Annotated in this window: 26 protein-coding genes; 13 read left to right on the top strand and 13 right to left on the bottom strand. The window is 40.3% G+C overall.

Annotated features, from left to right (window positions below; genetic code table 11):
• Window positions 1–7: 7 nt before the first annotated feature.
• The 4 genes from HMPREF0693_RS10325 (at window position 8) to HMPREF0693_RS10340 (ending at window position 5,660) form a co-directional block, all read left to right on the top strand.
• On the top strand, window positions 8–1,405 hold the full coding sequence (locus tag HMPREF0693_RS10325; protein WP_026090455.1) for an FAD-dependent oxidoreductase: 1,398 nt from the start codon (window positions 8–10) through the stop codon (window positions 1,403–1,405).
• Window positions 1,406–1,929: 524 nt separating this feature from the next.
• Window positions 1,930–3,204, top strand: a complete 1,275-nt coding sequence (gene dcuC, locus HMPREF0693_RS10330) for a C4-dicarboxylate transporter DcuC (protein ID WP_004245277.1) — start codon at window positions 1,930–1,932, stop codon at window positions 3,202–3,204.
• A gap of 14 nt (window positions 3,205–3,218) precedes the next feature.
• Window positions 3,219–4,484: an amidohydrolase gene (locus HMPREF0693_RS10335; RefSeq protein ID WP_004248927.1), complete on the top strand. Its 1,266-nt coding sequence runs from the start codon at window positions 3,219–3,221 to the stop codon at window positions 4,482–4,484.
• Between the two features lie 150 nt (window positions 4,485–4,634).
• Window positions 4,635–5,660 carry a MerR family transcriptional regulator gene (locus HMPREF0693_RS10340; protein ID WP_004245279.1) on the top strand — a complete coding sequence of 342 codons (1,026 nt, stop codon included), beginning with the start codon at window positions 4,635–4,637 and terminating at the stop codon, window positions 5,658–5,660.
• A 78-nt stretch (window positions 5,661–5,738) separates the two neighbouring features.
• Here HMPREF0693_RS10340 and sspB read toward each other — a convergent pair whose 3' ends face one another.
• From sspB to zapE, 5 genes are all read right to left on the bottom strand, one after another.
• Window positions 5,739–6,248 (bottom strand): ClpXP protease specificity-enhancing factor, encoded by a 510-nt coding sequence (gene sspB / locus HMPREF0693_RS10345; RefSeq protein WP_004245280.1) that lies wholly within the window; start codon window positions 6,246–6,248, stop codon window positions 5,739–5,741.
• 6 nt (window positions 6,249–6,254) lie between these two features.
• Complete coding sequence (sspA, locus tag HMPREF0693_RS10350) at window positions 6,255–6,896, bottom strand: stringent starvation protein SspA (RefSeq protein ID WP_004245282.1); 642 nt, start codon at window positions 6,894–6,896, stop codon at window positions 6,255–6,257.
• Window positions 6,897–7,531: 635 nt separating this feature from the next.
• Window positions 7,532–7,924 carry a 30S ribosomal protein S9 gene (rpsI, locus tag HMPREF0693_RS10355; RefSeq protein WP_004245284.1) on the bottom strand — a complete coding sequence of 131 codons (393 nt, stop codon included), beginning with the start codon at window positions 7,922–7,924 and terminating at the stop codon, window positions 7,532–7,534.
• 15 nt (window positions 7,925–7,939) lie between these two features.
• Window positions 7,940–8,368, bottom strand: coding sequence for a 50S ribosomal protein L13 (gene rplM / locus HMPREF0693_RS10360; protein WP_004245285.1), 429 nt, complete (start codon window positions 8,366–8,368; stop codon window positions 7,940–7,942).
• Window positions 8,369–8,817: 449 nt separating this feature from the next.
• Window positions 8,818–9,936, bottom strand: a complete 1,119-nt coding sequence (zapE, locus tag HMPREF0693_RS10365; RefSeq protein ID WP_004245286.1) for a cell division protein ZapE — start codon at window positions 9,934–9,936, stop codon at window positions 8,818–8,820.
• A gap of 202 nt (window positions 9,937–10,138) precedes the next feature.
• On the opposite strand from zapE, the gene zapG reads away from it, so the two are divergent.
• The 3 genes from zapG to degS all read left to right on the top strand — a co-directional run bounded on the left by zapG (window position 10,139) and on the right by degS (window position 13,425).
• The gene (gene zapG, locus HMPREF0693_RS10370) at window positions 10,139–10,543 is read left to right on the top strand and encodes a Z-ring associated protein ZapG (RefSeq protein ID WP_004245287.1); all 405 of its coding nucleotides are present in this window, start codon (window positions 10,139–10,141) and stop codon (window positions 10,541–10,543) included.
• 227 nt (window positions 10,544–10,770) lie between these two features.
• Entirely contained in the window at window positions 10,771–12,162 is a 1,392-nt protein-coding gene (gene degQ / locus HMPREF0693_RS10375) for a serine endoprotease DegQ (protein ID WP_004245289.1), read from the top strand.
• Window positions 12,163–12,354: 192 nt separating this feature from the next.
• Window positions 12,355–13,425: an outer membrane-stress sensor serine endopeptidase DegS gene (gene degS, locus HMPREF0693_RS10380; protein ID WP_004245290.1), complete on the top strand. Its 1,071-nt coding sequence runs from the start codon at window positions 12,355–12,357 to the stop codon at window positions 13,423–13,425.
• Window positions 13,426–13,465: 40 nt separating this feature from the next.
• On the opposite strand, the gene HMPREF0693_RS10385 is transcribed toward degS, so the two are convergent.
• The 8 genes from HMPREF0693_RS10385 to mlaF form a co-directional block, all read right to left on the bottom strand.
• On the bottom strand, window positions 13,466–14,515 hold the full coding sequence (locus HMPREF0693_RS10385) for a hypothetical protein (RefSeq protein ID WP_004245291.1): 1,050 nt from the start codon (window positions 14,513–14,515) through the stop codon (window positions 13,466–13,468).
• Window positions 14,516–14,671: 156 nt separating this feature from the next.
• Complete coding sequence (gene murA / locus HMPREF0693_RS10390) at window positions 14,672–15,934, bottom strand: UDP-N-acetylglucosamine 1-carboxyvinyltransferase (protein WP_004245292.1); 1,263 nt, start codon at window positions 15,932–15,934, stop codon at window positions 14,672–14,674.
• A gap of 48 nt (window positions 15,935–15,982) precedes the next feature.
• Complete coding sequence (gene ibaG / locus HMPREF0693_RS10395; protein ID WP_004245293.1) at window positions 15,983–16,237, bottom strand: BolA family iron metabolism protein IbaG; 255 nt, start codon at window positions 16,235–16,237, stop codon at window positions 15,983–15,985.
• A gap of 140 nt (window positions 16,238–16,377) precedes the next feature.
• A complete protein-coding gene (mlaB, locus tag HMPREF0693_RS10400) occupies window positions 16,378–16,671 on the bottom strand; it encodes a lipid asymmetry maintenance protein MlaB (protein ID WP_012368836.1) in 294 nt (97 codons plus the stop codon).
• 1 nt (window position 16,672) lies between these two features.
• Window positions 16,673–17,302: a phospholipid-binding protein MlaC gene (gene mlaC, locus HMPREF0693_RS10405; RefSeq protein ID WP_004245295.1), complete on the bottom strand. Its 630-nt coding sequence runs from the start codon at window positions 17,300–17,302 to the stop codon at window positions 16,673–16,675.
• Window positions 17,303–17,375: 73 nt separating this feature from the next.
• The gene (gene mlaD / locus HMPREF0693_RS10410; protein WP_004245296.1) at window positions 17,376–17,912 is read right to left on the bottom strand and encodes an outer membrane lipid asymmetry maintenance protein MlaD; all 537 of its coding nucleotides are present in this window, start codon (window positions 17,910–17,912) and stop codon (window positions 17,376–17,378) included.
• Window positions 17,913–17,915: 3 nt separating this feature from the next.
• Entirely contained in the window at window positions 17,916–18,695 is a 780-nt protein-coding gene (gene mlaE, locus HMPREF0693_RS10415; RefSeq protein WP_004245297.1) for a lipid asymmetry maintenance ABC transporter permease subunit MlaE, read from the bottom strand.
• Window positions 18,696–18,698: 3 nt separating this feature from the next.
• On the bottom strand, window positions 18,699–19,511 hold the full coding sequence (gene mlaF, locus HMPREF0693_RS10420; protein ID WP_004245298.1) for a phospholipid ABC transporter ATP-binding protein MlaF: 813 nt from the start codon (window positions 19,509–19,511) through the stop codon (window positions 18,699–18,701).
• A gap of 243 nt (window positions 19,512–19,754) precedes the next feature.
• On the opposite strand from mlaF, the gene HMPREF0693_RS10425 reads away from it, so the two are divergent.
• From HMPREF0693_RS10425 to lptB, 6 genes are read left to right on the top strand one after another with little or no spacing between them, the layout of a single operon-like run.
• Entirely contained in the window at window positions 19,755–20,735 is a 981-nt protein-coding gene (locus HMPREF0693_RS10425) for a calcium/sodium antiporter (RefSeq protein WP_036932408.1), read from the top strand.
• 18 nt (window positions 20,736–20,753) lie between these two features.
• On the top strand, window positions 20,754–21,728 hold the full coding sequence (gene kdsD, locus HMPREF0693_RS10430) for an arabinose-5-phosphate isomerase KdsD (protein WP_004245300.1): 975 nt from the start codon (window positions 20,754–20,756) through the stop codon (window positions 21,726–21,728).
• A gap of 27 nt (window positions 21,729–21,755) precedes the next feature.
• Window positions 21,756–22,313 (top strand): 3-deoxy-manno-octulosonate-8-phosphatase KdsC, encoded by a 558-nt coding sequence (gene kdsC / locus HMPREF0693_RS10435; RefSeq protein WP_004245301.1) that lies wholly within the window; start codon window positions 21,756–21,758, stop codon window positions 22,311–22,313.
• A 17-nt stretch (window positions 22,314–22,330) separates the two neighbouring features.
• Window positions 22,331–22,909, top strand: a complete 579-nt coding sequence (lptC, locus tag HMPREF0693_RS10440) for an LPS export ABC transporter periplasmic protein LptC (protein WP_004245302.1) — start codon at window positions 22,331–22,333, stop codon at window positions 22,907–22,909.
• Window positions 22,890–23,423, top strand: coding sequence for a lipopolysaccharide ABC transporter substrate-binding protein LptA (gene lptA / locus HMPREF0693_RS10445; protein WP_004245303.1), 534 nt, complete (start codon window positions 22,890–22,892; stop codon window positions 23,421–23,423). The genes lptC and lptA overlap by 20 nt, the downstream gene beginning before the upstream one ends.
• A 6-nt stretch (window positions 23,424–23,429) precedes the next feature.
• Window positions 23,430–24,155 (top strand): LPS export ABC transporter ATP-binding protein, encoded by a 726-nt coding sequence (gene lptB / locus HMPREF0693_RS10450; RefSeq protein WP_004245304.1) that lies wholly within the window; start codon window positions 23,430–23,432, stop codon window positions 24,153–24,155.
• The last annotated feature ends 22 nt before the right edge of the window (window positions 24,156–24,177 follow it).

A 24,177-nucleotide genomic window follows, 5' to 3' on the forward strand; every position in this document is an offset into this window, starting at 1 on the left:
AAAAATGATGGGTCAGAATGTGTATCAATTTATCGACTTAAATCGCGTTGAACCGACTAAAAAGCCGTTAGCTGTGCGTAAAATTGAGTTTGTCGAAATTTATGAGGCATTTTCTGCTGAGCAAGCCTCTGCACAAGCCGATCGCTGTTTAGACTGTGGTAATCCTTATTGTGAATGGAAATGCCCGGTGCATAACTATATCCCTAATTGGCTAAAATTAGCCAATGAAGGACGAATAATAGAAGCAGCAGAGCTTTCTCATCAAACCAATAGCTTACCGGAAATCTGTGGTCGTGTTTGTCCACAAGACCGATTATGCGAAGGCGCTTGTACGTTAAATGATGAATTTGGTGCGGTCACTATTGGTAATATAGAACGCTATATCAATGATACCGCCTTTGCGCTGGGCTGGCGCCCTTCCCTGTCTCAAGTCACCATGACAGATAAAAAAGTCGCCATTATTGGTGCAGGCCCTGCGGGATTGGCTTGTGCTGATGTGCTGATCCGCCAAGGAGTAAAACCCGTAGTCTATGATAAACACCCTGAAATCGGTGGATTACTCACTTTCGGTATTCCCTCTTTTAAACTTGAAAAATCGCTGATGGTAAGACGACGCGAGTTATTTAGCGAAATGGGAATAACCTTTTGTCTTAATACAGAAATAGGCAAAGATATCTCACTAAAAACACTGACGGAGCAATATGATGCTGTTTTCCTTGGCTTGGGTACTTATCAAAGTTTGAGTGGTCATTTTGCCCATGAGAACGCAATGGGGGTTTATAATGCCTTACCTTATTTAATTGGTAATACTCGCCATTTAATGGGTTATGCAGAAGATCCCCAATCACCTTATATCGACCTCAATAAAAAGCACGTGGTGGTGTTAGGGGGTGGGGATACGGCGATGGATTGTGTACGAACCGCTATTCGCCAAGGTGCCACTAAAGTAACTTGTGTTTATCGTCGCGATGAAAATAATATGCCCGGCTCTAAACGTGAAGTAAAAAATGCCAAAGAAGAAGGTGGCGAATTTTTATTTAATCGCCAACCCCTTGATATTGAAGTAGATGCTAATAATAACGTCATCGGTGTTCGTGTAATAAAAACACAAACCAACGGGGAATTAAAATATATAGAAGGCAGCGAACATATATTATCCGCAGATGCGGTTATTCTTGCATTTGGTTTTAAACCTGCACACTATCCGTGGTTAGATGAAAATAATATTCAATACGCATCATCGGGTAGAATTATTATTAATGATGATCCACTATTACCTTTGCAAACGACCAATCCTAAGGTGTTTGCTGGAGGTGATATTGTAAGAGGCTCCGATCTGGTGGTCACCGCGATAGCACAAGGAAGAGAAGCAGCGGAAGGGATCTTGCGTTATTTATCTTGTTAAAGATAGCAATATTCAATATTACTTATCTTTAATACTAAAATAGTAACAATACAATTTTATTTATAAATTACCCTGTTTTATTAAAATGGGGTAATTTATTTTTAACTATTATAAATATTAATTATCCCCTCCTAAAAACAACTATTTTAATAATTATTCTCATTATTGTTTAATAATAATTTCCTCCAACACCTTTCTACAAAAAATAGTTGTTTTATTTTGTATAAAAATAACATCTATGCTCTATAGTTAATTTAATTTATTTTCCTAATTTTTACTTTATCTGTTTTTATTTAACTTTTACGCTAATTTTTGTCCATCATTATTTGACTGCAATTGTTAATAACATCACAGTCTAAAAAAATAGATTTTATTTCAGTGCGCAAACTTGATAACAATCAAATATTGTCAGCCTAGCAACTTCATAATGGAATTACCTGATAACTTTACCGAAAAATATAACTTATTGATATTGGGTTATTTTATTCATTAAGCACATTGTCATAATTAACTAGGGGATCACCATGGTGATGCAACTTATAGCCGTAGCCGTTATTATCGTAACGGTCTATTTGCTAATAAAAAAATATGAAACCCGTATGGTATTGATCGGTGCCGGCTTATTGTTATGTATTTTAAGTCTGACACCGCTCGATGCTTTCACTGCATTTAGTGATCGCATGGTTTCATCATCATTAATTCAAGCTATCTGTTCAAGTATGGGTTTTGCCTACGTGATGAAATACACCAAGTGCGATATGCACTTAGTCCATGTTTTATCAAAAGTCCTGACTCGTCTTGGTTTCTTTCTTATTCCAGCAACCGTGATCGTCACTTATTTTATTAATATTGCGATCCCATCAGCAGCCGGATGTGCAGCGGCCGTTGGTGCAACACTTATTCCGTTATTAATCGCGGCACGTATTCACCCCGCAATCGCAGGTGGTGCGGTGTTATGTGGTACTATCGGTTCCATGTTAAGCCCTGGTATGTCACATAACGCTTTTGTGGCGAATATGGCCAATATGGAAGTCGTCGATTTAATCGCTCGCCATAGCCCATATAGTTTAATGGCAGGAGCAATAGCAGCTGTTTCACTCGCTGTTGTCGCTTTAGTGAAAAAAGAGTTTAAAGTCTCTTCTGTAGCCACAGATGTCGCCAACTCATCTTCTCAAGCAACACCAGAAGCAGTACGCCCTAATTATTTATATGCAACTGCGCCTTTTATCCCATTAATTCTATTAATACTGCCTTTCTTCGAAACATTTAGTACTTTTAAACTATCTGTGCCAGCAGCAATGTTAATTGGTGCTATTTATGCACTGATCATCACATTAACCAATCCGGCTCAAATTACTAAAGAGTTCTTTAAAGGGATGGGTAATGCTTATGGGGATGTGCTGGGGATCATTATCGCAGCAGCCGTATTTGCAGCCGGTCTAAAAGCATCAGGTCTGATTGATGCCTTTATCAACTTCTTAACTCACTCACCTGAATTTGCCCGTTGGGGTGGTACATTAGGGCCATTCTTAATGGGGATTATTACTGGCTCTGGTGATGCTGCAGCATTTGCTTTCAACGAAACCGTCACACCACACGCTGCACAATTTGGTTATGAAATTCCTGACATGGGTATGGCAGCAGCATTATCAGGCGCATTAGGTCGTACAATGTCACCATTAGCAGGGGCAGCCATTGTTTGTGCTGGTCTTGCCAATATCAACCCTATGGAAATCGCAAAACGTACTGCACCGGGTATGATTATCGGCGTCATCGCTGTTGCGTTATTCATGTTATAAGTGGAGAAATGATTATGTCAGTTTCACTAGAACAATTAATTAAATGGCGTCGCGAATTTCACCAATACCCTGAAATTGGCTGGTCTGAATTTTTAACCACTGCCAAAATCGTCAAAGTGCTACGTGGCTTAGGATTAGAAGTTAAAGTCGGCCCTGAAGTTATTAACCAAGACTTTGCTTTTGGACGCCGTCGTCAGGTGGTTGAAAAAGGATTGGCGGTAGCAAGAAAACACCATGTTGACGAAGCACTGCTTGATGAAATGCAAGAGCTTACGGGTTGTGTCGCTATTTTCGATAGTGGCAAACCAGGGCCTACTGTTGCACTGCGTTTTGATATTGACTGTGTTGGGGTAACAGAAACAACAGAGACTCAACATCGTCCACAAGTAGAAAATTTCGCCTCTTGTCATCCTGGCGAAATGCATGCTTGTGGTCATGATGGTCATATTACTATTGGTTTAGGGGTTGCTCACTGGTTAGTCGACAATAAAGATAAAGTGAGCGGTAAAGTAAAAATTTTATTCCAACCCGCAGAAGAAGGCGTTCGTGGTGCAAGAGCAATGGCGGAAAGTGGCATTGCTGATGATGCAAATTACTTCTTAGGCTCACACTTAGGCTTTATCGCCAATAGTGGTGAAATCGTTCTTAACCCAACACATTTTTTATGTACCACTAAATATGATTTCCGTTTTAAAGGTACGCCTTCTCATGCGGGGGCAGAGCCAGAGCTAGGTCGTAACGCATTAGCAGGCGCTTGCCATGCCGCAACACAAATGCTGGGGATCTCTCGCCATGGTAAGGGGATGTCTCGTATTAATATTGGGGTATTAAAAGCCGGTGAAGGTCGTAACGTCACTCCTGCCAATGCCGAAATGCAAATCGAAGTGCGTGGTGAAAATGAAGAGATCAATAGCTTTATGGCTGCCAATGCTGTACGTATGGCAGAAGGTGCCGCACATAGCTTCCAATTAGAAATGGAAAGCGAAGTGATGGGGGAAGCGGTTGATTTAACCAATGACCAAGAACTGATTGATGTGATGGCCAAAGTGGTGGGTAAACACCCAGAACTCACTGCGATCCCAACCCGTCCATTCGGCGGAAGTGAAGATGCAACGGTGTTAGCAAAACGAGTACAACGCTGTGGTGGTAAATCTCTTTACTTTATTGTTGGTGCCGATAGAACTGCCGGACATCACCAAGCAGGCTTTGATTTTGATGAACAACAACTGATGACTGCGGTAAATCTTTACACGGGTTGTTTAGAAGAATTACTGAAATAATCTCTTTTATTTAATTGACTCATTAAAACGCTCTATATCACTATAGGGCGTTTTTTTATGCTGTTTTATCGTACAAAAAAATTTAAATTAACCTATTGACCCTTACGTTACGTGAGGTTTTAACCTGCATGACATACAGGAGGTGAAGATATGCTATTTCAAGTAGGAGAGATCGCTAAAAAGACGGGATTAACAGTCCGTACTCTCCATCATTATGAAGAGATAGGTTTATTGCAACCGACTGCAAGAACCGATGCAGGTTATCGACTCTATGATATGAAAAGCATAGAGCGATTAACGCAAATTCAAATGCTACGTCAAATTGGCGTCAAACTGAAAGACATCGGTCATATTCTTAATGGTCATAGTGCAGAGATAGCTTGTTTAATTGAAGAGCGCATTAGCCAATTAACCACGCAAATGCAACAAATTGCCAAATTGCGTTATCAGCTAGAGCATGTTCAACAACAAATACAAACAGGCACTCCATTTACGCAACATGACTGGTTTTCTTTATTGGAGATGATGTCTATGTACGATAAATATTTTACTTATTCTGAGTTAGCGCAGTTACCCCTCTATACTGCGCACACATTAAAAAGCCAAGCATGGCAACAGCGTATTTCAATCGTCAATAATTTGATTAAACAAGGTAAATCTGCCGATTCAAATGAAGCGATGCAAGTTTCAAGAGAGTGGATGATAGCTTTAGAGAAAGATACTGGGGGAAATCCCGACTTTTTTGTCCGTTTAAATAAAATGCATATTTCTGATGATAAGTTTGCGACGGCTACCGGTATTACTAAACAGATGATAGATTTTGTTGCTAAAGGCTTTAGCGAATATCAATTATCTGTTTTTAAACCTCATCTGACTCCGGAACAATTTGCCGTAGTACATCAGCACTATTTTGATGCTGGCAGTGTCTGGCCTGAGCTTATTTCTGGATTATATAATGCACTCACTTGCGGAGAAAAAGCAGATTCAGAGCAGGTGCAAAACCTCGCTAAGATGTGGCTAAATATGTTCAATCAGTTTACACAGGGTGATAGTGATATTCAGGCCAAGATCCGTACCATTTATCAAACTGATCATGAAATCGCTAAAGGTACATGGATGACACCTGAGATTGGTCAATATTTATTTACGGCTATTAGTTTGCTAGTGCAAAAATAGCGTTAATTGAAAAATCAAATAGATATAAAAAAGCCCAGCATTTAACTGGGCTTTATGCAATGAAAATAAAAACGTTATTTATTTCACTACACGCAATGATGGGCGACCTGTTGGGCGAGGAGGCTCAGGATCATCATCTGGAGAAGATGGGTTTTCAGCCTGTGTCTCATCTTTCACTAAAGACAGTCCTTCAGTGGCCGAAGCTGAACTGCCGTCTTGCTGCTCATCATCCACCAATGATGGTGTATAACCTTCCTCATAGGCTGGCTCTGGCTCAAACATCATACCCGCACCATTTTCTCGCGCATATATTGCTATTACAGCCGCCATAGGTACGCGCACTTTACGAGGTACACCACCAAAGCTTGCACTAAATAGTACCTGATGCGGCATCAATTCAAGATGACTTACCGCAAAAGGAGAAATATTTAGTACGATTTGACCATCGTGCGCATATTCCATAGGGACTTGAACACCCACGACATTAACATCTACCACTAAGTGGGGGGTTAACTCGTTTTCAAGGATCCAATCATAATGCGCACGCAATAAATGCGGACGGCGCGGAGACATATCCTTAATCTCCATGCTCTATTATCCTCTTGAAGGTAAACGCATTTCGCGCTCTGCTTCGGTTAATGACGCAAGGAAAGAATCCCGCTCAAAAACACGTTGCATATAAATTTGTACATCTTTCGCACCTGCACCGCTTAAATCCACGCCTAATACAGGTAAACGCCATAAGAGAGGAGCTAGGTAGCAATCCACTAAGCTAAACTCTTCACTCATAAAATAAGGGTATTCTTTAAATACCGGAGATACCGCCAATAGCTCTTCGGCGAGTTGTTTACGTGCTGCATTAGCTTGTTGATCGTTACCCTTTTCAATAACATTCATTAAAGAGTACCAATCTTGTTCAATGCGATGCATCATTAAACGGCTACTACCACGAGCAACAGGATACACTGGCATCAAAGGAGGATGAGGGAAGCGTTCATCAAGATATTCCATAATAATACGTGAATCATATAAAGTCAGTTCACGATCGACCAAAGTCGGCACACTCTGGTACGGGTTAAGATCGATAAGATCTTGTGGAAGATTACCAGCTTCAACCTGTTCAATTTCAACACTGACACCTTTCTCCGCAAGGACAATTCTGACCTGATGGCTGAAAATATCAGTCGGACCGGAAAACAAAGTCATTACCGAACGTTTGTTGGCAGCGACAGCCATGAAAACCTCCAAGTTAATCAATTAAAGGAACAAACATGCTTATGCATCTTCCATTCCCCCATTCCTACAAGACAAACAGACTCATGCCGTTAACTTAAAAAGTTATAAATAACTTAACTTCATTGAGTACGACATTGAGTACCACCTGCATAATAGTCTTATCCTAAGATAATTGTATTTTACAGGTTCAAAAAACCGTTTGTCTTTGCGGCACATATCATAATCAAGCAATACCAAAACAATCACAATATCAATTTGTCATAATAGTTTTGGTATGACTGTCAAATTCTTTATGGACATTAACCACAGTAAAATGGCCATAGGCAGCATGCAGCATTAAGAAATCGTCGAAAGAAAGACACTAAAGCAGGCTATTCTATCAGATTTCATGTCACTTAGGGTGAACAATGCGAATAATTCAATTCATTCTGCTAATATACACAAAAACTAAGTTTATAATATCATAAAAAAAAGATATTAAGGATTAAACTCTAAAAAAACGTATTTTTGATCTGCTTTTAATCCATGCTTTTTTCGACCACAACACCACATTTTCAAAACAATTTTAAAAATAAAAAAACCCGCCTGTAAAGACGGGTTTTTCAACATCAAATTGATATCTAAAAGATAACAAATTAACGTTTTGAGAACTGTGGACGACGACGTGCTTTGCGCAGACCCACTTTTTTACGTTCAACAGAACGCGCATCACGGGTAACGAAACCAGCTTTACGCAGATCAGAACGTAGAGTCTCATCGTACTCCATCAGTGCACGAGTGATACCGTGACGAATCGCACCTGCTTGACCAGAGATACCACCACCTTTAACAGTGATATATAAATCCAGTTTACCAAGCATATCAACTAATTCCAGCGGTTGACGAACAACCATACGTGCTGTTTCGCGGCCGAAGTAAACTTCAAGGCTACGTTTGTTGATTACGATATTACCGCTACCTGGCTTAATGAAGACACGTGCGGAAGAACTTTTGCGGCGACCTGTGCCGTAGTATTGATTATCAGCCATTGCCTATTATCCCGATTAAATGTCCAGAACTTGCGGTTGTTGTGCCGCGTGGTTGTGCTCAGCGCCTGCGTAAACTTTCAGTTTACGGTACATAGCACGACCCAGAGGCCCTTTTGGCAGCATGCCTTTTACCGCGATTTCGATTACACGCTCAGGACTACGGGCGATCATCTCTTCGAAAGTCGCTTGCTTGATACCACCTACGTGACCAGTATGACGGTAGTAAACTTTGTCAGTACGTTTATGACCAGTTACCGCTACTTTCTCAGCGTTTAAAACGATGATGTAGTCACCAGTATCAACGTGCGGAGTGTATTCCGCTTTATGTTTACCGCGTAAACGGCGTGCGATTTCAGTTGCTAAACGACCTAAAGTTTTGCCGTCTGCATCAACAACATACCAGTCGCGTTTTACGGTTTCTGGTTTAGCTGTAAAAGTTTTCATTATTGAAAATTACCCAATGTTTAGTTACACGTTGGTGAACACTCGGTTCAAATGCTATTGAGGTTCACACGACTCTTGTGTCCAGCAAACCTACCCCTTCGAGTAGCACTGCTGACTCTAAAATGCGAGTTTTTTGGGAAATAAAAAACTTGCTGCAACGTGGGGTCGCAAGATTATAGAGAAGTCAGAAAAAAAAATCGAGTCATAATTGAAAAACAATTGGATTCTTTTTCAATATTTCAGCAAAAAATACCTTATGGCGCTATTTTTGTTAGCCTACTCGCCATCTCTGTCATCAACTATTACCACCTGAAGAGAAGCATTCTCCCTTGCCAAAGCGATTGTAATCACTTAATAAGTACCGTTTTGCCATTTTTATAACAATCAATAGCATCAAGCGTTACAATGAGCGCCATCCTACCATAATCAAAACAGAGTTTCTTTAACAATTAAGCGAGATGAGGCTGTGAAAGATACTCTTCACTTTGCATTTCTTGCAAACGCGATAAACAACGTTGGTATTCAAAACGTAAAAATTGCCCTTGATAAATCTCGCTCATCTCAACATCAGCATTAATAATTAGTTTCACCTTACGCTCATAGAACTCATCAACCAATGCTAAGAAACGACGGGCAACATCTTCATTTCTACTCCCCATCTGCACCATTTCATAAAGCAACACAGTGTGATAGTGCTTTGATAATTCAATATAATCAAGTTGACTCCGCGCTTGTACACATAACGTATCAAAGTTAACCGCCAGTACACCATTAGCCACTTTTCTCATTACCATTGGACGATGATTAATGGTTAATGTGGGCGCGAATACAACTTCACTACTGCTGGCAAGCTGAGTAAAAATTTTATCCATTTGCTGGCGGTTATGCTCTGTTAATGGAGATAAAAATAGATGGGCTTGAGTTAATGTTCTTAAGCGATAATCAATCCCCGCATCAACATTCAAAATTTCACAATGGTTTTTTATTTGTTCTATAGCAGGTAAAAAACGTGCTCGTTGTAGTCCATTGCGATAGAGATCATCAGGGGGAATATTAGATGTCGCCACTAAAGTAATACCTCTGGCAAATAACGCTTCAAGTAATGTTCCTAAAATCATCGCATCAGTAATATCTGAAACAAAGAACTCATCAAAACAGAGTACATCGGTTTGCGCTTTAAAGCCGTCAGCAATGATATCCAGTGGATTTTCTTGCCCTTGTAAGCCTTTTAATTCATCTTGCACCCGTAACATAAAGCGGTGAAAGTGCAGACGCAGTTTTCGTTCTGTGGGTAAGCTTTGATAGAACATATCCATCAACCAGGTTTTACCTCGCCCAACCCCTCCCCACATATAAACACCACGCTCAGGGACAATTGTGCTTTTTTTCGCACGAAACTTTCCTAACAACCGCTGAGTAATAGAACTTTTTTCTGGTGATGTCCGGTTTAATAATGCATGGTATAACTGTTGCAGATGGAGAACGGTTTGTCGCTGAACCTCATCAGGTTGATAATCCCCCTGCTGTAACGCGGTTTCATAAAGTGATAATGGCGTGCTAACGGTCATGGATGCTCTCTTATCCTTAAAATTTTGACATAAGTAAATACCTTGCGAATGCCTCTATTATAAGCAGTAAGAATTGTTTTAACATCGATGTAACACAGGAATTTTCATATTAAGCTTAAGGATATTATTCCACCCATGCCTTTTAGCGGTTATGATGTTATAAGAATCCATCGTCCTCACTATTAGATGAAAAGGAGTTGCCATGGTTTGGGTTTATGCACTGATTGGATTAGTTGTTGGTCTTATTATCGGCGCACTGGCAATGCGTTATGGTAATAAAACCATGCGCCAACAAGATGCTATAAAAGCAGAATTAGATACTAAAAAAGAAGAACTTGATACATATCGCAACGAGCTTGTCAGCCACTTTGCTCGAAGTGCTGAACTACTGGACAATATGGCGAAAGACTACCGCCAACTTTATCAACACATGGCAAAAAGCTCCAATGAGTTAATGCCAGACATGCCTGTTCAAGATAACCCATTTAATTATCGGTTAAGTGAATCAGAGGCAGCCAATGATCAATCCCCGATCAAAATGCCGCCACGGGATTATTCCGAAGGGGCATCTGGATTATTTAGACCTACCGATAAAAAAGATGATTAACACACAAACGCCACAACTATTGTGGCGTTTATTTTATATTATTTTGTAAAAAGTTAATGATTTAATGGGACGGTTTAAAGATAGCTATTGTCTTGTAAATCCATGTAAAAGAAAGCCCTACTGATAGCTTACCAATGAACTTTCCTTTATTTCTATATGTCTTAGTAACATCGAGCTCATATTGAGCAATAAATATTTTTGATAACAATATCAAGAGACTCATATTCATGTTGACTAAAAAAAGAAAATTACTACTTAGCGCATTAGCGATGAGTGTTGGTTTATCACTCTCTACTCTCCCGGCAACCAGTATGGCTGCCCTGCCTTCGGTAATGCCATCTGGAGAACAACTACCTAGCTTGGCTCCAATGCTAGAAAAAGTCTTGCCCGCTGTGGTCAGTGTGCATGTTTCTGGAACTCGAGTACAAAGCCAGCAGGTTCCAGAAGAGTTTAAATTTTTCTTTGGTCCAAATTTTCCTTCACAACAACAAAGCATCCGCCCTTTTGAAGGCTTAGGTTCAGGGGTGATTATTGATGCTGAAAAAGGTTATGTATTAACCAATAATCACGTTGTTGATGGAGCCGATAAAATTCAACTCCAAATTAATGATGGCCGTGAATTTGACGCCAAATTAATTGGTAGCGATCCACAAACAGATATCGCCCTGCTACAAATTGAGAAACCCAATAACTTAACCGCCATTAAAATGACTGACTCGGATAAATTACGTGTTGGTGACTTTGCGGTTGCTGTGGGTAATCCATTTGGTTTAGGTCAAACCGCGACTTCCGGTATTATTTCAGCCTTAGGTCGTAGTGGTTTAAATCTGGAAGGGTTAGAAAACTTTATTCAAACTGATGCATCAATTAACCGTGGTAACTCTGGTGGTGCTTTAGTTAATCTCAATGGTGAACTTATCGGTATTAATACCGCAATTTTAGCACCAGGTGGTGGCAATATTGGTATTGGTTTCGCGATCCCAAGTAATATGGCGCGTGATCTCAGCCAACAACTGATTACACATGGTGAAGTAAAACGCGGTATTTTAGGTATTCGCGGCACTGAAATGAATGCTGATTTAGCGAAATCCTTTAAAATTGATGCCCAACGCGGTGCTTTTGTCAGTGAAGTATTGGCGGACTCTTCCGCAGCTAAAGCCGGTATAAAACCAGGTGATGTCCTTATTTCTATTGATGGTAAACGCATTAATAGCTTTGCTGAATTAAAAGCAAAAGTTGGTACAACACCACCAGGTAAAGAGATCCTGATTGGTTTGATCCGCCAAGGAAAACCAATGGATGTCAAAGTTACACTAGAGAAACAATCAGCAGATGCAACGCGAGCGGATAACTTCTCTCCCGCACTTCAAGGGGCAACGCTCAGTAACTATGTTAACAAACAAGTTAAAGCGGTTGCTGTAGATTCTGTGGAGAAAGGCTCAGCGGCGGCAGCATCGGGGTTACAAAAAGGCGACCTTATTATTGGTATCAACAATATGCCAATTGGCTCCTTAGGTGACTTACGTAAAACCATCGATGCTAAACCACCGGTTCTTGCATTAAACATTAAACGTGGCAACGAAGAAATTTATCTTCTGTTACGTAACAGCTCGCGTTAAACCCCCACTTACTTGTATCTAATTTATTTGTTCCTTTCTGCCCTATTACTTCGGTAATAGGGTTTTTTTCTTGATTTCATATCACTAAAAAACGATTTTCTACGCTGACATATCCTTTCAAAAGCGAAACTGTGCTATTCTCATGACACTTACGACGCTATCCTCTTATTCAAACATAAATACAGGATTTTTATGTTAAGCAAGCTACTGCGATCTACCTTGATTGGTGTTTTAACAGCTGCCATTCTTTTGGTTGCGGTACCTTCTATCCGCCCTATCTTTATTGAACACCTGATTAATGGTGATTTTCTTAATGCCCCATTTAGCTATAACAAAGCCGTGCGCCGTGCGGCACCTGCGGTAGTTAATGTCTACAGCAGCACAATGGGAAGCTTTTCTCAAGAAGGGCGCGAGCTTACCTCGCTAGGTGCGGGGGTGATTATGGATCCGCGGGGCTATATTCTTACCAATCAGCACGTTATTAATAATGCAGATCAAATTATTGTGGCTTTACAAAATGGTGATCTCTATGAAGGGTTATTGATTGGCTCAGATCCCTTAACCGATCTTGCAGTATTAAAAGTTGATGCAGAAAAATTACCCACCATCCCCATCAATAGTAAGCGTATTTCTCATGTGGGTGATGTTGTTTTAGCCATTGGTAACCCATTTAATATTGGGCAAACGATCACACAAGGTATTATTAGTGCCACAGGACGTGTCGGCTTAAGCCCAACACGTTACCAAAACTTCCTTCAAACCGATGCGTCAATTAATGAAGGAAATTCAGGGGGGGCACTGATTAATACTGAAGGTGAGTTAGTGGGTATTAATACCATGACCTTTGATTCAGGCACCTACAATGGCTATCGCCCCAGTGCGGAAGGACTTGGCTTTGCTATTCCAACACAATTAGCCGTAAAAATTATGAATAAGCTTATCCGTGATGGGCGAGTTATTCGTGGTTTTATTGGTATTACCGCGAAAGAGCTACCTAAAATTCGCTCTTCAAATACCGATATTAAACAGATCCAAGGATTACGTATCTTCCGCATTACGCCCAATAGTCCTGCTGATAAAGCGGGAATGAAAATTGGCGATATCATTTTAAGTATCGACCATGCTCCGGCCAAATCAGCTATGGAGATGATGGACTATATTGCAGAAACACGTCCTGGTACCGTTTTACCGGTAACCTTATTACGTGATGGTAATGAAATAAATGTTGATGTCACAATTTCAGAATATCAGCCAGAGTCATAGCCATAGCTAACTTTCGCGAGTTACCTTGTTATTCACGACATTATTGCTTATTTACCATGCGGCTATTTTCAATGGCATGCCAAATTTTTTCTGCTTTACGTCCAATAAAAATCAGAGAAATAGCCAAGATAAAAAAGAAAATTGCACTATGTAAGCTATTCCAGAAATATTCAAAAAAGCGGGTATAAAGATTGATACCAAGGAATGTTAGTCCAAAGCCTCTCAACATGCCATCATCGGTTTTTAAACTGATATAAATACAAATGACAGCAACAACAGCAAATAATAAAGCCCAAGGTAATAACTGCACACTTGAAATGTAATACCACGTATCCGGATCGTAATTACCAAAAATAGACATGATCCACAACGCAATAAAGAGATAAAACAGTCCCATTATCTTTGTCATAAAAAATAAGCGACGACGCATTAAAATATGTTGCAAAAAATAGCATCCCGCTAATAATGCAGAGCCAAATAACACGAAGCGAATAGGATAATTCATGCCTAGCCAATAAGCGCCCCAACCGGACATATAACCCGTTTTAGCACCAAACCAATTGCCCAACATTAATAAGAAAAATAACCACACTAATGAAGAGCGACTGATAAAGCCAATCACAGCATAAATAATGCAACCCATTAAAAGAAGTGGCGCAATATTACCACTACCATCATCTAACAACTCACCGAGTTGCCAAAGAAAAACCGCCGTAAATAATATCCCTAAAAAGAGAATAAACTCAGTACTGTAATGCCATAGTATTTCTTTGCGTTGGCGTTTAAAGCCCCAAAAATAAAACATACCAGCAATAAGTGCAGGAAATACCACACGCATAATCTCAGAAATACTAAATAATTCGATAAGATAATGAATTAACGCAGTATCACTAAAAAGGTTAACGGCAGCAATAATTAAGCAGGCAATAGCTATCCAAAAAGCATAGCGACTCAATCTTTTCCAATCAAAGGGAAGGCGTTGTAATGTACTTTCTAGTTGTTGATGCTGTTGTGCTGATAGCTCACCAGATTGTTGCCAATGATCAAGTGCTTGACGAATAACACGCTCTTGTTTCCTTGTGACCTGCATGGCGTTTTTTCCTTTTTTATTGGTAAGCGGTTAATAAAGAGTGACCTTATGAATTATCTTATTCTGTTGCATTATTAAACAGAAGAAATACAAAAAACCATAGCACCAATAAAGTGCTATGGTTTTTAATCACGATAACAGGGTAACTAAACTTAATTAGTCATTAGAATGTAGACGTTCGATTTTAGCCCCTAAACCCTGTAATTTGGCTTCAATATTTTCATAGCCACGGTCGATATGATAGATACGATCAACAATCGTCGTACCTTCAGCAATGCAACCGGCTAATACTAAGCTGGCAGAAGCACGTAAATCGGTAGCCATCACTTGAGCGCCTGAAAGCTTATCAACACCATGACAAAGTACAGTATTGCTTTCGATTTCAGCATGAGCCCCCATACGGATAAGTTCAGGAATATGCATAAAACGATTTTCAAAAATCGTTTCAGTGATCATTCCTGCTCCATCAGCCACAAGATTTAAAAGACTAAACTGAGCTTGCATATCGGTTGGGAAACCAGGATGTGGTGCCGTACGCAGAGTGACCGCTTTAGGACGTTTACCATGCATATCAAGGCTTATCCAGTCTTCGCCCGTTTCAATATCAGCACCCGCTTCACGTAATTTAGCTAATACCGCATCAAGCGTATCTGGTTTAGCATTGCGACAAACAACACGACCACGAGAAACCGCCGCCGCGACTAAGAATGTCCCCGTTTCAATACGGTCTGGTAAAATTTGATAGGTGCCTCCACCAAGGCGTTCAACCCCTTCAATAGTAATGCTATCGGTGCCTGCACCACTGATTTTTGCGCCTAAGGTATTAAGAAAATTCGCGGTATCTTCAATTTCTGGCTCTCTCGCCGCGTTTTCAATAATGGTTTTACCTTCGGCTAAAACAGCGGCAGTCATAATGGTAATAGTGGCACCTACGCTCACTTTATCCATTACAATATGTGCCCCTTTTAAGCGACCATCAACACGCGCTTTCACATAACCTTCATCCAGCGTAATTTCCGCACCAAGCTGCTCTAAACCTGTAATATGCAGATCAACTGGGCGCGCACCAATCGCACAACCACCTGGCAAAGAAACCTGACCACGTCCGAAACGTGCAACTAATGGCCCTAATGCCCAAATAGAGGCACGCATCGTTTTAACTAATTCATAGGGGGCACAAAATTCGTTGATATGACGAGCATCAACAAAAACAGAGCCGTTGCGTTCGACTTTAGTACCTAAACGATTAAGTAACTTAATGGTGGTATCAATATCTTTTAGCTTAGGAACATTGGTTAATTCTACTGGCTCTTCGGCAAGGATAGCAGCGAACAGAATTGGTAGTGCAGCATTTTTTGCGCCTGAAATAGTGACCTCACCGGATAAGCAGGTAGGCCCTTGTACTCTAAATTTATCCATCTGTAGAACTCTCTTTTTTATTTTGCTGTACGCTGTATACCTACTGAATTAAAGCCCGCTGAGTTTACGATCCCTTTTCCACTCTTCAGGTGTGTAGGCTTTAATAGATAAAGCGTGAATACGATTATCTGCGATATATTCCATCAAAGGGGCATAAATGGTTTGTTGTTGTTTCACTCTGCTCATTCCTTCAAACATCGCGCCAACAACCACAACCTGAAAATGACTGCCATCACCATTAACAATGACTTCATCTAAAGATAGGGTATCCATTAATACTTGTTTGATTTCATTTGTATCCATAATTGCTCAATCTCAACGTTAAAATAATAATCAGTTGCCTATCCTAATAGAATCCGGCCTACTCTTAAACCATGAAAAACCCCCTTAATGATAAAAGTATCAATAAGGGGGATTTTTTTATTGCTTTATCGGGAAAAGCATTAAGCAATATTCATAATTTCATCAAGATCATAGAGTGTGATTAGCGTTTGAAAGCGCTCACTAACACCTTGAATAACACATTGACGCTCAAGTGCTTCCATTTCGGCCTTTAGATGGACAAAAAGTGCTAATCCGGTTGAGTCAATATGATCAAGTTGAGAAATATCGATGATATTAATATCAGCTAATAACGCTTTACGTTGTTGCCAAACTGGCAATAACGTTTCTCTATCTAGCGTTCCTTGGAAAGAGAGTATTTCACCCTCTTTTTGCCAATTTAACGAAGCTGACATACTATTTTTTCTCATCTAATGTAATCGGTGTTTTGGCACTAATTTCTAATTGCTTAGTTAAACCATCAACCCCTTTCGCACTTAAAATATCAGACCACTCATTTTGTTTGGTGGTGATCATGCTAACGCCTTCGGCAATCATATCATAGGCTTGCCATTCACCCGTTTTACTGTTCTTGCGCCATTGAAAATCAAGGCGTACTGGTGGTCGACCATTTTTATCAATAATAGTGACACGAATAGTCAAGTTTGATTTATCCGCAAAAGGTTTAGCGGGTTCTATGCGATATTCTTGCCCTTCATACATTGCTAATGCTTGACCATATACTTGTGCAAGATAATCTTTAAAAGCGGCAAAGTAAGCATCACGCTGAGCCGGCGTTGCATTACGATAATAAGGCCCTAACACTAATGCTCCGGCATATTTGATATGTACATAAGGTAACAACTCTTGTTGAACAATCTCACGTAACAGTTCCGGATTTTTACGGATTTCTGGTTGCTCAGTTTTTAATTTATCAAAGGTTTTTTGCGCGGCATCTTCCATCAAAGCATAAGGATTGGTTTTATCGACCGCCATCGCAAAAGGTGTTATCACCAATAATGCGACCATTAATAAGCGTTTAAACATACTCGCTTCCTCTTGGGATTATATTTCAGTAAATACGGTGCACTAAATAAACCACACCGTAAGCGAATGAGCATTAAGGTAATGCTGGTTGTTCGGTTTGCGTTTTTGAGTCAGAGGTTGTTTTTCCATCTCCGTCACCGGTTTTATAAAGGAACTGACCAATCAAATCTTCAAGCACCATGGCTGAATGGGTATTGGTAATTCTGCCACCATCCTTTAGAAAATCAGAACCTAAATCTTCATCATAAAAGCCGAGATTTAAGGCCAAAAACTGTTCACCTAATAAACCTGATGTGCGAATAGAAAGAGAACTGCTGTCAGGAATATGGTCATAAATGTTTAAAATATCGAGAGCAACTTCAGGACGATAGTTACCTTCCACCTCTTCTTTTAAGGTAATAGAGGCAACGCGACCAATAACCACCCCACCGATTTTAACCGGTGAACGCTCTTTTAAACCACCAATATTACCAAAACTTGCGTAGACACGATAAGTAGGTTGATTACCCACTTCTTTAATATCAGCCACTTTTAAGCTTAAAAAGACAACCGCTATCAGTGCAATAACAACAAATAAACCAACCCAAACTTCAATTTTTTTACTTTGCATGACTTAATTCCCAAACATCAGTGCAGTTAGCACAAAATCTAAACCTAATACGGCTAACGATGAATGAACAACGGTACGCGTTGTTGCTCTGCTAATCCCTTCCGATGTTGGGATTGCGTCATACCCGTTAAACAGCGCTATCCAAGTCACGGTAATGGCAAACACGACACTCTTAATAAAACAGTTCACTAAGTCTTTTTGCCACTCAACCGCACCTTGCATTGATGCCCAGAAAAAGCCTTCATCAATGCCTTTCCAATCCACGCCGACAATAGCACCACCCCAGATCCCCACCGCAACAAAGATCAGTGAAAGTAATGGCATACTAATAAACCCGGCCCAAAAACGTGGCGCAACCACTCGTCTAAGAGGGTCGACAGCCATCATTTCTAAACTGGATATCTGCTCTGTTGCTTTCATTAAACCTATTTCTGCGGTCAGTGCAGAGCCTGCACGTCCAGCAAATAATAGCGCCGTCACCACAGGGCCTAACTCTCGTAACAAAGAAAGTGCTACCATCATACCTAGGCTCGCTTCCGCACTAAATGTCGTCAGTACTAGATAGCCCTGTAAACCAAGAACCATGCCAATAAAAAGTCCAGAAACCATAATGATCAGTAGCGACTGAACACCAACACTGTACAGTTGCTTCATTAATAATGGCCACTGCTTACGAAACTCAGGCTTACCGATCAATGCTCGAAATAGCATGATGCCGGCTCTACCAAAAGTCGCAAAAATCGACAGTGATCGCGCGCCTAACTGCGCTAGTAAATTAACCACGTACTAATTACCTCGTCCTAATAGATCATCCTGATAGTTCCCCGCAGGAAAACGGAAAGGTACAGGTCCATCAGCAATACCATCTAAAAACTGTCTTACTTGTCTGTCTGGATTTTCCTGTAGCTCTTTTGCACTTCCCTGAGCAATGATTTTCTGTTCTGCAATAATATATGCATAATCGGCAATACTCAGTACTTCAGGGACATCATGAGACACCACCACACAAGTGACCCCTAATGCATGGTTTAATTCATCAATCAGTTTTACTAATACCCCCATGGTAATGGGATCTTGTCCAACGAATGGCTCGTCAAACATGATTAAATCTGGATCAAGGGCTATCGCTCTTGCTAAAGCGGCTCTGCGCGCCATTCCCCCCGATAATTCAGATGGCATTAAATTAGCTGCCCCTCTTAACCCTACCGCTTCTAACTTCATCATCACGGTAGTGTGAATTAACGCCTCGGGTAAATTAGTATGCTCTCTTAATGGGAAGGCGACATTTTCAAATACATTCATATCAGTAAAAAGGGCGCCTGATTGAAAAAGCATACTCATTTTTTTTCTTGACTGATATAAAGCAGAGCGTGATAACTTAGGAATATTGTCACCATCAAACCAAATATCACCACTATCAGGCAGAATTTGTCCCCCCATCAAGCGTAATAAGGTGGTTTTACCTATCCCTGAAGGCCCCATTATTGCAGTCACTTTTCCTCTAGGCACATCCAGATTGATTTGCGAAAAAATCTTTCTGCTACCGCGAGTAAAGTTCATATTGCGCACTTCAATTAAATTGTCTGGTTGTGCGTTCATGAATAAAACGTCCTTAAGCCTGTCTGCATAAACAAAATTTATACGCTATTTTGGCAGGTCATTGTCAATGTTACAAAGAAATCACCACTATTTAGCAATTTATTGCACGGTTGATTTTACTTTTCGTGCTTGGCTAGTCAAAATATGGTGAATTAGCAAAACCTTTTGACAATAATGTTTTTTATCAGCCCTGTCTTATTGGTTTTTTCTTTATTTTTCACTCATTGTTGGAAAACTGATGGCATGTTGATTACTTTGTCTCTTCTCATTGTTGGGTTGATGTTATTAGTCTATGCATCAGACCGACTGGTGTATGGTGCAAGTGTGTTTGCTCAATCATTAAAGCTCCCTCCTGCCGTTATCGGTATTGTTATTGTGGGAATGGGTACTTCATTGCCGGAGCTTTTTGTTGCAACCGACGCGGCCATCCACAATTTACCCGAGATAGCGATAGGTACAGCAATAGGATCTTCATTAACGAATCTGCTACTGATTGCTGGGATTGGAGCGATGATTTATCCCATGAATATCCAATCTGCGGTACTAAAAAAAGAACTTCCTTTGATGATTATAGTCATCTTATTAGCAGGACTGGTGGTTTCTAATAGTCATCTAGGGTTGAGAGAAGGCTGTTTACTTTTTTTCATCGGCTTCGCCTCTCTTTTTCTAATGATAAAAATGCTCCATAAAACCTTAACACAAGTGCGCCATGTGTTACCGCTAGAGACACTTTCACGTTTTGAATTACAAACTAATCCACGTAATTCTGTTGCCCTATTTTGGGTGGTTATTGCATTACTGATAATCCCTGTTGCAACAAGAATGATCATTGATAATGTTTTTATCATCATGCAACAGTATCATCTCAGCGGTTTTTTAGTTGGACTAACCTTGCTATCTATTGGCACCAGTTTACCTGAATTAGCAACGACCGTTGTGGCAGCCTTAAGACGTGAAAATGAACTGGCTCTAGGCAATATTATTGGCGCTAATATTTTTAATCTCACCTTTGTACTAGGCATGCCCGCATTACTCTCTCCTAGCACATTTAATATGCAAGCATTCTATTTTAGTTTTACTGTGCTGGTGGTCGCGGGCCTACTTTTCTCACTCTTTTCATTGGGGCGCAAACAGCGGCTAAACCGTGGAAAGGGGATTTTCTTATTAGTTTGTTTTATTGTTTATATTACGGTGTTGTGCGTTGCACATTCTCTCTTAACCTAAAATAAATGGTACAAAAAAATGACCGGATTTGATTTTCAGCAAGCAGGTAAAAAGGTTCTTCAAATTGAACAAGAAGGATTAGCTGAGTTAGCACAATATATCAATGACGATTTTTCTCTTGCCTGTGAAAAAATCTTTCACTGTCAGGGAAGAGTGATTGTTATGGGCATGGGAAAATCAGGTCATATTGGGCATAAAATTGCCGCCACCTTTGCCAGTACCGGCACCCCTTCTTTTTTTGTTCACCCCGGTGAAGCCAGTCATGGCGATTTAGGTATGGTGACAGAAAAAGACATTGTGCTGGCAATTTCAAATTCAGGTGAAGCCAGTGAAATTCTCGCCCTTATCCCTGTCCTCAAGCGTAAACAGATCCTTTTAATTTGTATGACACGCTCACCTCAAAGTACAATGGGGAAAGCTGCTGATATTCATCTTTGTATAAAAGTCCCTAAAGAAGCTTGTCCGTTAGGTTTAGCCCCTACCACCAGCACGACGGCAACACTGGTGATGGGAGATGCCTTAGCTATCGCTTTATTGCGCGCTCGAGGTTTTACGGCGGAAGACTTTGCACTATCGCATCCCGGTGGTGCATTGGGGCGCAAATTATTGCTTCATGTCAGTGATTTAATGAATAAAGAGGATGATATTCCACGCGTCAGCAAAGAAGCGACATTACGCGAAGCACTGGTAGAGATCACCCGTAAAAAATTAGGTATGACCGTTATCTGTGATGATAATATGTTGATTAACGGTATTTTTACTGATGGTGATTTGCGTCGTATCTTTGATTTAGGTATTGATCTTAATAATGCCAAAATATCAGATGTAATGACGAAAGGCGGAATTCGCATTTCCCCAGATAGCTTAGCGGTAGAAGCGCTTAATTTAATGCAAGCAAAACATATCACTTCACTGTTAGTCACTGAACCAGATAGTGATATTTTATTAGGTGTTTTACATATGCACGATTTATTGCAAGCTGGGGTTGTTTAAGCTTGTTATGCGTTCATAAGGATAAAGATGAATACAATGATAGAGACCTGCTACGGTGCAGTAAGCAAGCAAATAATGCAAAAAGCAGAAAAAGTCCAATTGCTGATTTGCGATGTTGATGGTGTGATGTCTGACGGACTTATTTATATGGGCAATAACGGTGAAGAGTTGAAAGCGTTTAATGTCCGTGATGGCTATGGCATTCGTTGTTTACTTACATCGGGTATTGAGGTCGCTATCATTACGGGTCGTCAATCTAAGCTTTTAGAAGATAGAGCCAAAACACTTGGCATTACATATCTTTACCAAGGACAGCATAATAAGCTTTTGGCGTATCAACAACTGTTAGATACACTAAACCTTAAACCAGAACAGACAGCCTATATTGGCGATGATCTGATTGATTTACCGGTAATGGAAAAAGTAGGACTGTCAGTTGCCGTTGCTGATGCCCATCCATTACTCACACCTCGTGCCGACTATGTTACCCATATTTTAGGTGGACGCGGTGCAGTACGAGAATTATGTGATTTGATCCTATTAGCCCAAGGTCGACTTGAAGAAGCTAAAGGTTTATCGATTTAAACGTATAACGACACAGAATGAATAAATTAAAATCCTGGTTTACCCTGATTTTAGCCATTATTGCTCTTGGGCTAATTGGCTGGAACTATACTAACAATACTGAGCTTGATGATGGAAAGATTGTTGAAGATGGTCAACCCACCTACCAATCTAAATCATCAATATCCTTTGTTTATGAACCAACAGGTATACTGGGATATAAACTAGTTGCTGATGATGTCAAAAACTATGCTCAGCAAAAGTTTACATGGTTTACTAATCCTGTCTTAACGACTTATTCGCCGACAGGAGATGCAACATGGACAGTGCGTGCAAATAAAGCCAAACTGACAAACAGTAAAATGCTCTATCTTTATGGCGACGTTCAAATTGATAGTTTAACTGATGACTCCCAACTTCAGCGGATCAGCACAGAAAATGCTATCGCAGATCTGGATACACAAGATGTTTCCTCTGATGATGAAGTGACTATTATCGGCGTCGGACTGAAATCAGTCGGCTTAAAAATGCGAGGCAATCTGCGTGAAAAACGTGCAGAGCTGATTGAACAGGTGAACACCTATTATGAGATCCCTAATGAATCGAAAAATCCGTAATACACTAATTATCAGTACGTTATTCTCAATAAGTGTCCCAGTTATGGCACTTAAAGATGATACACAACAACCTATTGTTGTTAATTCCGAGAAACAGTCACTTAATTTAGAAAAAAACATTACCACTTTCACACAAAATGTTGTGGTAAAACAAGGCTCTATTGATATAAGAGCTGATAAAGTAGTGGTTACACGTCCTGGTGGCGATTCTAAAAAAATCGTGATTGAAGCTTTTGGTAACCCTGTGACATTCTATCAGTTACAAGATGATGGTAAACCAATCAAAGGTCGTGGTGATAAAATGACCTATGAGATGGACAAAGAGCTGGTGACCTTAACAGGTAAGGCTTATCTTGAACAATTAGACAGTAATATCACCGGTGATAAAATCACTTATCTCGTACCGACACAACAAATGGAAGCATTTAGCGGTAAGGGAAAACAAGTCACCACCGTTTTACTCCCTTCTCAGTTACAAGAGAAAGGTCCCGGTGTTAACAACAAAGGTAAGTAACACTTTATGGCGCTGTTAAAAGCTGAAAATTTAGCAAAAGCATACAAAGGGCGCACCGTTGTCGGTGATGTGAGCCTCAATGTTAACTCCGGTGAGATTGTTGGCTTACTTGGCCCTAACGGTGCGGGGAAAACCACCACCTTTTATATGGTGGTAGGTATTGTCGCCCGTGATGCGGGTAGCATTACTATCGACGATGAAGATATTACCTTACTCCCGTTACATGAGCGTGCGCGTAAGGGTATTGGTTATTTGCCACAAGAAGCCTCTATTTTTAGACGCTTAAGCGTTTATGACAATATCATGGGAATTTTAGAAATACGCCATGATTTAACGGCCGAACAACGAAAAGATCGTGCAGAAGAGCTACTTGAAGAGTTTAATGTCAGTCACTTACGTAATAGTTTAGGGCAATCTTTATCAGGGGGTGAACGCCGTCGTGTAGAGATAGCACGGGCGCTAGCGGCAAATCCTAAATTTATTTTATTGGATGAGCCTTTTGCCGGTGTTGACCCTATTTCCGTTTTAGATATTAAGAAAATTATCCAACATCTACGCGATTATGGCTTGGGCGTATTAATTACCGACCATAATGTACGCGAAACCTTAGATGTGTGTGAACGTGCTTATATCGTCAGTCAAGGACACCTTATTGCCCATGGTTCACCAGAAGAAATTTTGGCAAATGAGCAAGTTAAACGTGTTTACTTAGGTGAAGGCTTCCGCCTGTGATCTGAGTGACACTTTTATTTCG

The organism is Proteus mirabilis ATCC 29906 (assembly GCF_000160755.1).
In the GTDB taxonomy this organism is placed as follows: Bacteria; Pseudomonadota; Gammaproteobacteria; order Enterobacterales; family Enterobacteriaceae; genus Proteus; species Proteus mirabilis.

Excerpts from the sequence above, each read along its gene's own strand:
- HMPREF0693_RS10325 (WP_026090455.1), top strand. The coding sequence starts at position 8 with ATGGGTCAGAATGTGTATCAATTTATCGACTTAAATCGCGTTGAACCG.
- dcuC (WP_004245277.1), top strand. The coding sequence starts at position 1,930 with ATGGTGATGCAACTTATAGCCGTAGCCGTTATTATCGTAACGGTCTAT.
- HMPREF0693_RS10335 (WP_004248927.1), top strand. The coding sequence starts at position 3,219 with ATGTCAGTTTCACTAGAACAATTAATTAAATGGCGTCGCGAATTTCAC.
- HMPREF0693_RS10340 (WP_004245279.1), top strand. The coding sequence starts at position 4,635 with ATGCTATTTCAAGTAGGAGAGATCGCTAAAAAGACGGGATTAACAGTC.
- sspB (WP_004245280.1), bottom strand. The coding sequence starts at position 6,248 with ATGGAGATTAAGGATATGTCTCCGCGCCGTCCGCATTTATTGCGTGCG.
- sspA (WP_004245282.1), bottom strand. The coding sequence starts at position 6,896 with ATGGCTGTCGCTGCCAACAAACGTTCGGTAATGACTTTGTTTTCCGGT.
- rpsI (WP_004245284.1), bottom strand. The coding sequence starts at position 7,924 with ATGGCTGATAATCAATACTACGGCACAGGTCGCCGCAAAAGTTCTTCC.
- rplM (WP_004245285.1), bottom strand. The coding sequence starts at position 8,368 with ATGAAAACTTTTACAGCTAAACCAGAAACCGTAAAACGCGACTGGTAT.
- zapE (WP_004245286.1), bottom strand. The coding sequence starts at position 9,936 with ATGACCGTTAGCACGCCATTATCACTTTATGAAACCGCGTTACAGCAG.
- zapG (WP_004245287.1), top strand. The coding sequence starts at position 10,139 with ATGGTTTGGGTTTATGCACTGATTGGATTAGTTGTTGGTCTTATTATC.
- degQ (WP_004245289.1), top strand. The coding sequence starts at position 10,771 with ATGTTGACTAAAAAAAGAAAATTACTACTTAGCGCATTAGCGATGAGT.
- degS (WP_004245290.1), top strand. The coding sequence starts at position 12,355 with ATGTTAAGCAAGCTACTGCGATCTACCTTGATTGGTGTTTTAACAGCT.
- HMPREF0693_RS10385 (WP_004245291.1), bottom strand. The coding sequence starts at position 14,515 with ATGCAGGTCACAAGGAAACAAGAGCGTGTTATTCGTCAAGCACTTGAT.
- murA (WP_004245292.1), bottom strand. The coding sequence starts at position 15,934 with ATGGATAAATTTAGAGTACAAGGGCCTACCTGCTTATCCGGTGAGGTC.
- ibaG (WP_004245293.1), bottom strand. The coding sequence starts at position 16,237 with ATGGATACAAATGAAATCAAACAAGTATTAATGGATACCCTATCTTTA.
- mlaB (WP_012368836.1), bottom strand. The coding sequence starts at position 16,671 with ATGTCAGCTTCGTTAAATTGGCAAAAAGAGGGTGAAATACTCTCTTTC.
- mlaC (WP_004245295.1), bottom strand. The coding sequence starts at position 17,302 with ATGTTTAAACGCTTATTAATGGTCGCATTATTGGTGATAACACCTTTT.
- mlaD (WP_004245296.1), bottom strand. The coding sequence starts at position 17,912 with ATGCAAAGTAAAAAAATTGAAGTTTGGGTTGGTTTATTTGTTGTTATT.
- mlaF (WP_004245298.1), bottom strand. The coding sequence starts at position 19,511 with ATGAACGCACAACCAGACAATTTAATTGAAGTGCGCAATATGAACTTT.
- HMPREF0693_RS10425 (WP_036932408.1), top strand. The coding sequence starts at position 19,755 with ATGTTGATTACTTTGTCTCTTCTCATTGTTGGGTTGATGTTATTAGTC.
- kdsD (WP_004245300.1), top strand. The coding sequence starts at position 20,754 with ATGACCGGATTTGATTTTCAGCAAGCAGGTAAAAAGGTTCTTCAAATT.
- kdsC (WP_004245301.1), top strand. The coding sequence starts at position 21,756 with ATGAATACAATGATAGAGACCTGCTACGGTGCAGTAAGCAAGCAAATA.
- lptC (WP_004245302.1), top strand. The coding sequence starts at position 22,331 with ATGAATAAATTAAAATCCTGGTTTACCCTGATTTTAGCCATTATTGCT.
- lptA (WP_004245303.1), top strand. The coding sequence starts at position 22,890 with ATGAATCGAAAAATCCGTAATACACTAATTATCAGTACGTTATTCTCA.
- lptB (WP_004245304.1), top strand. The coding sequence starts at position 23,430 with ATGGCGCTGTTAAAAGCTGAAAATTTAGCAAAAGCATACAAAGGGCGC.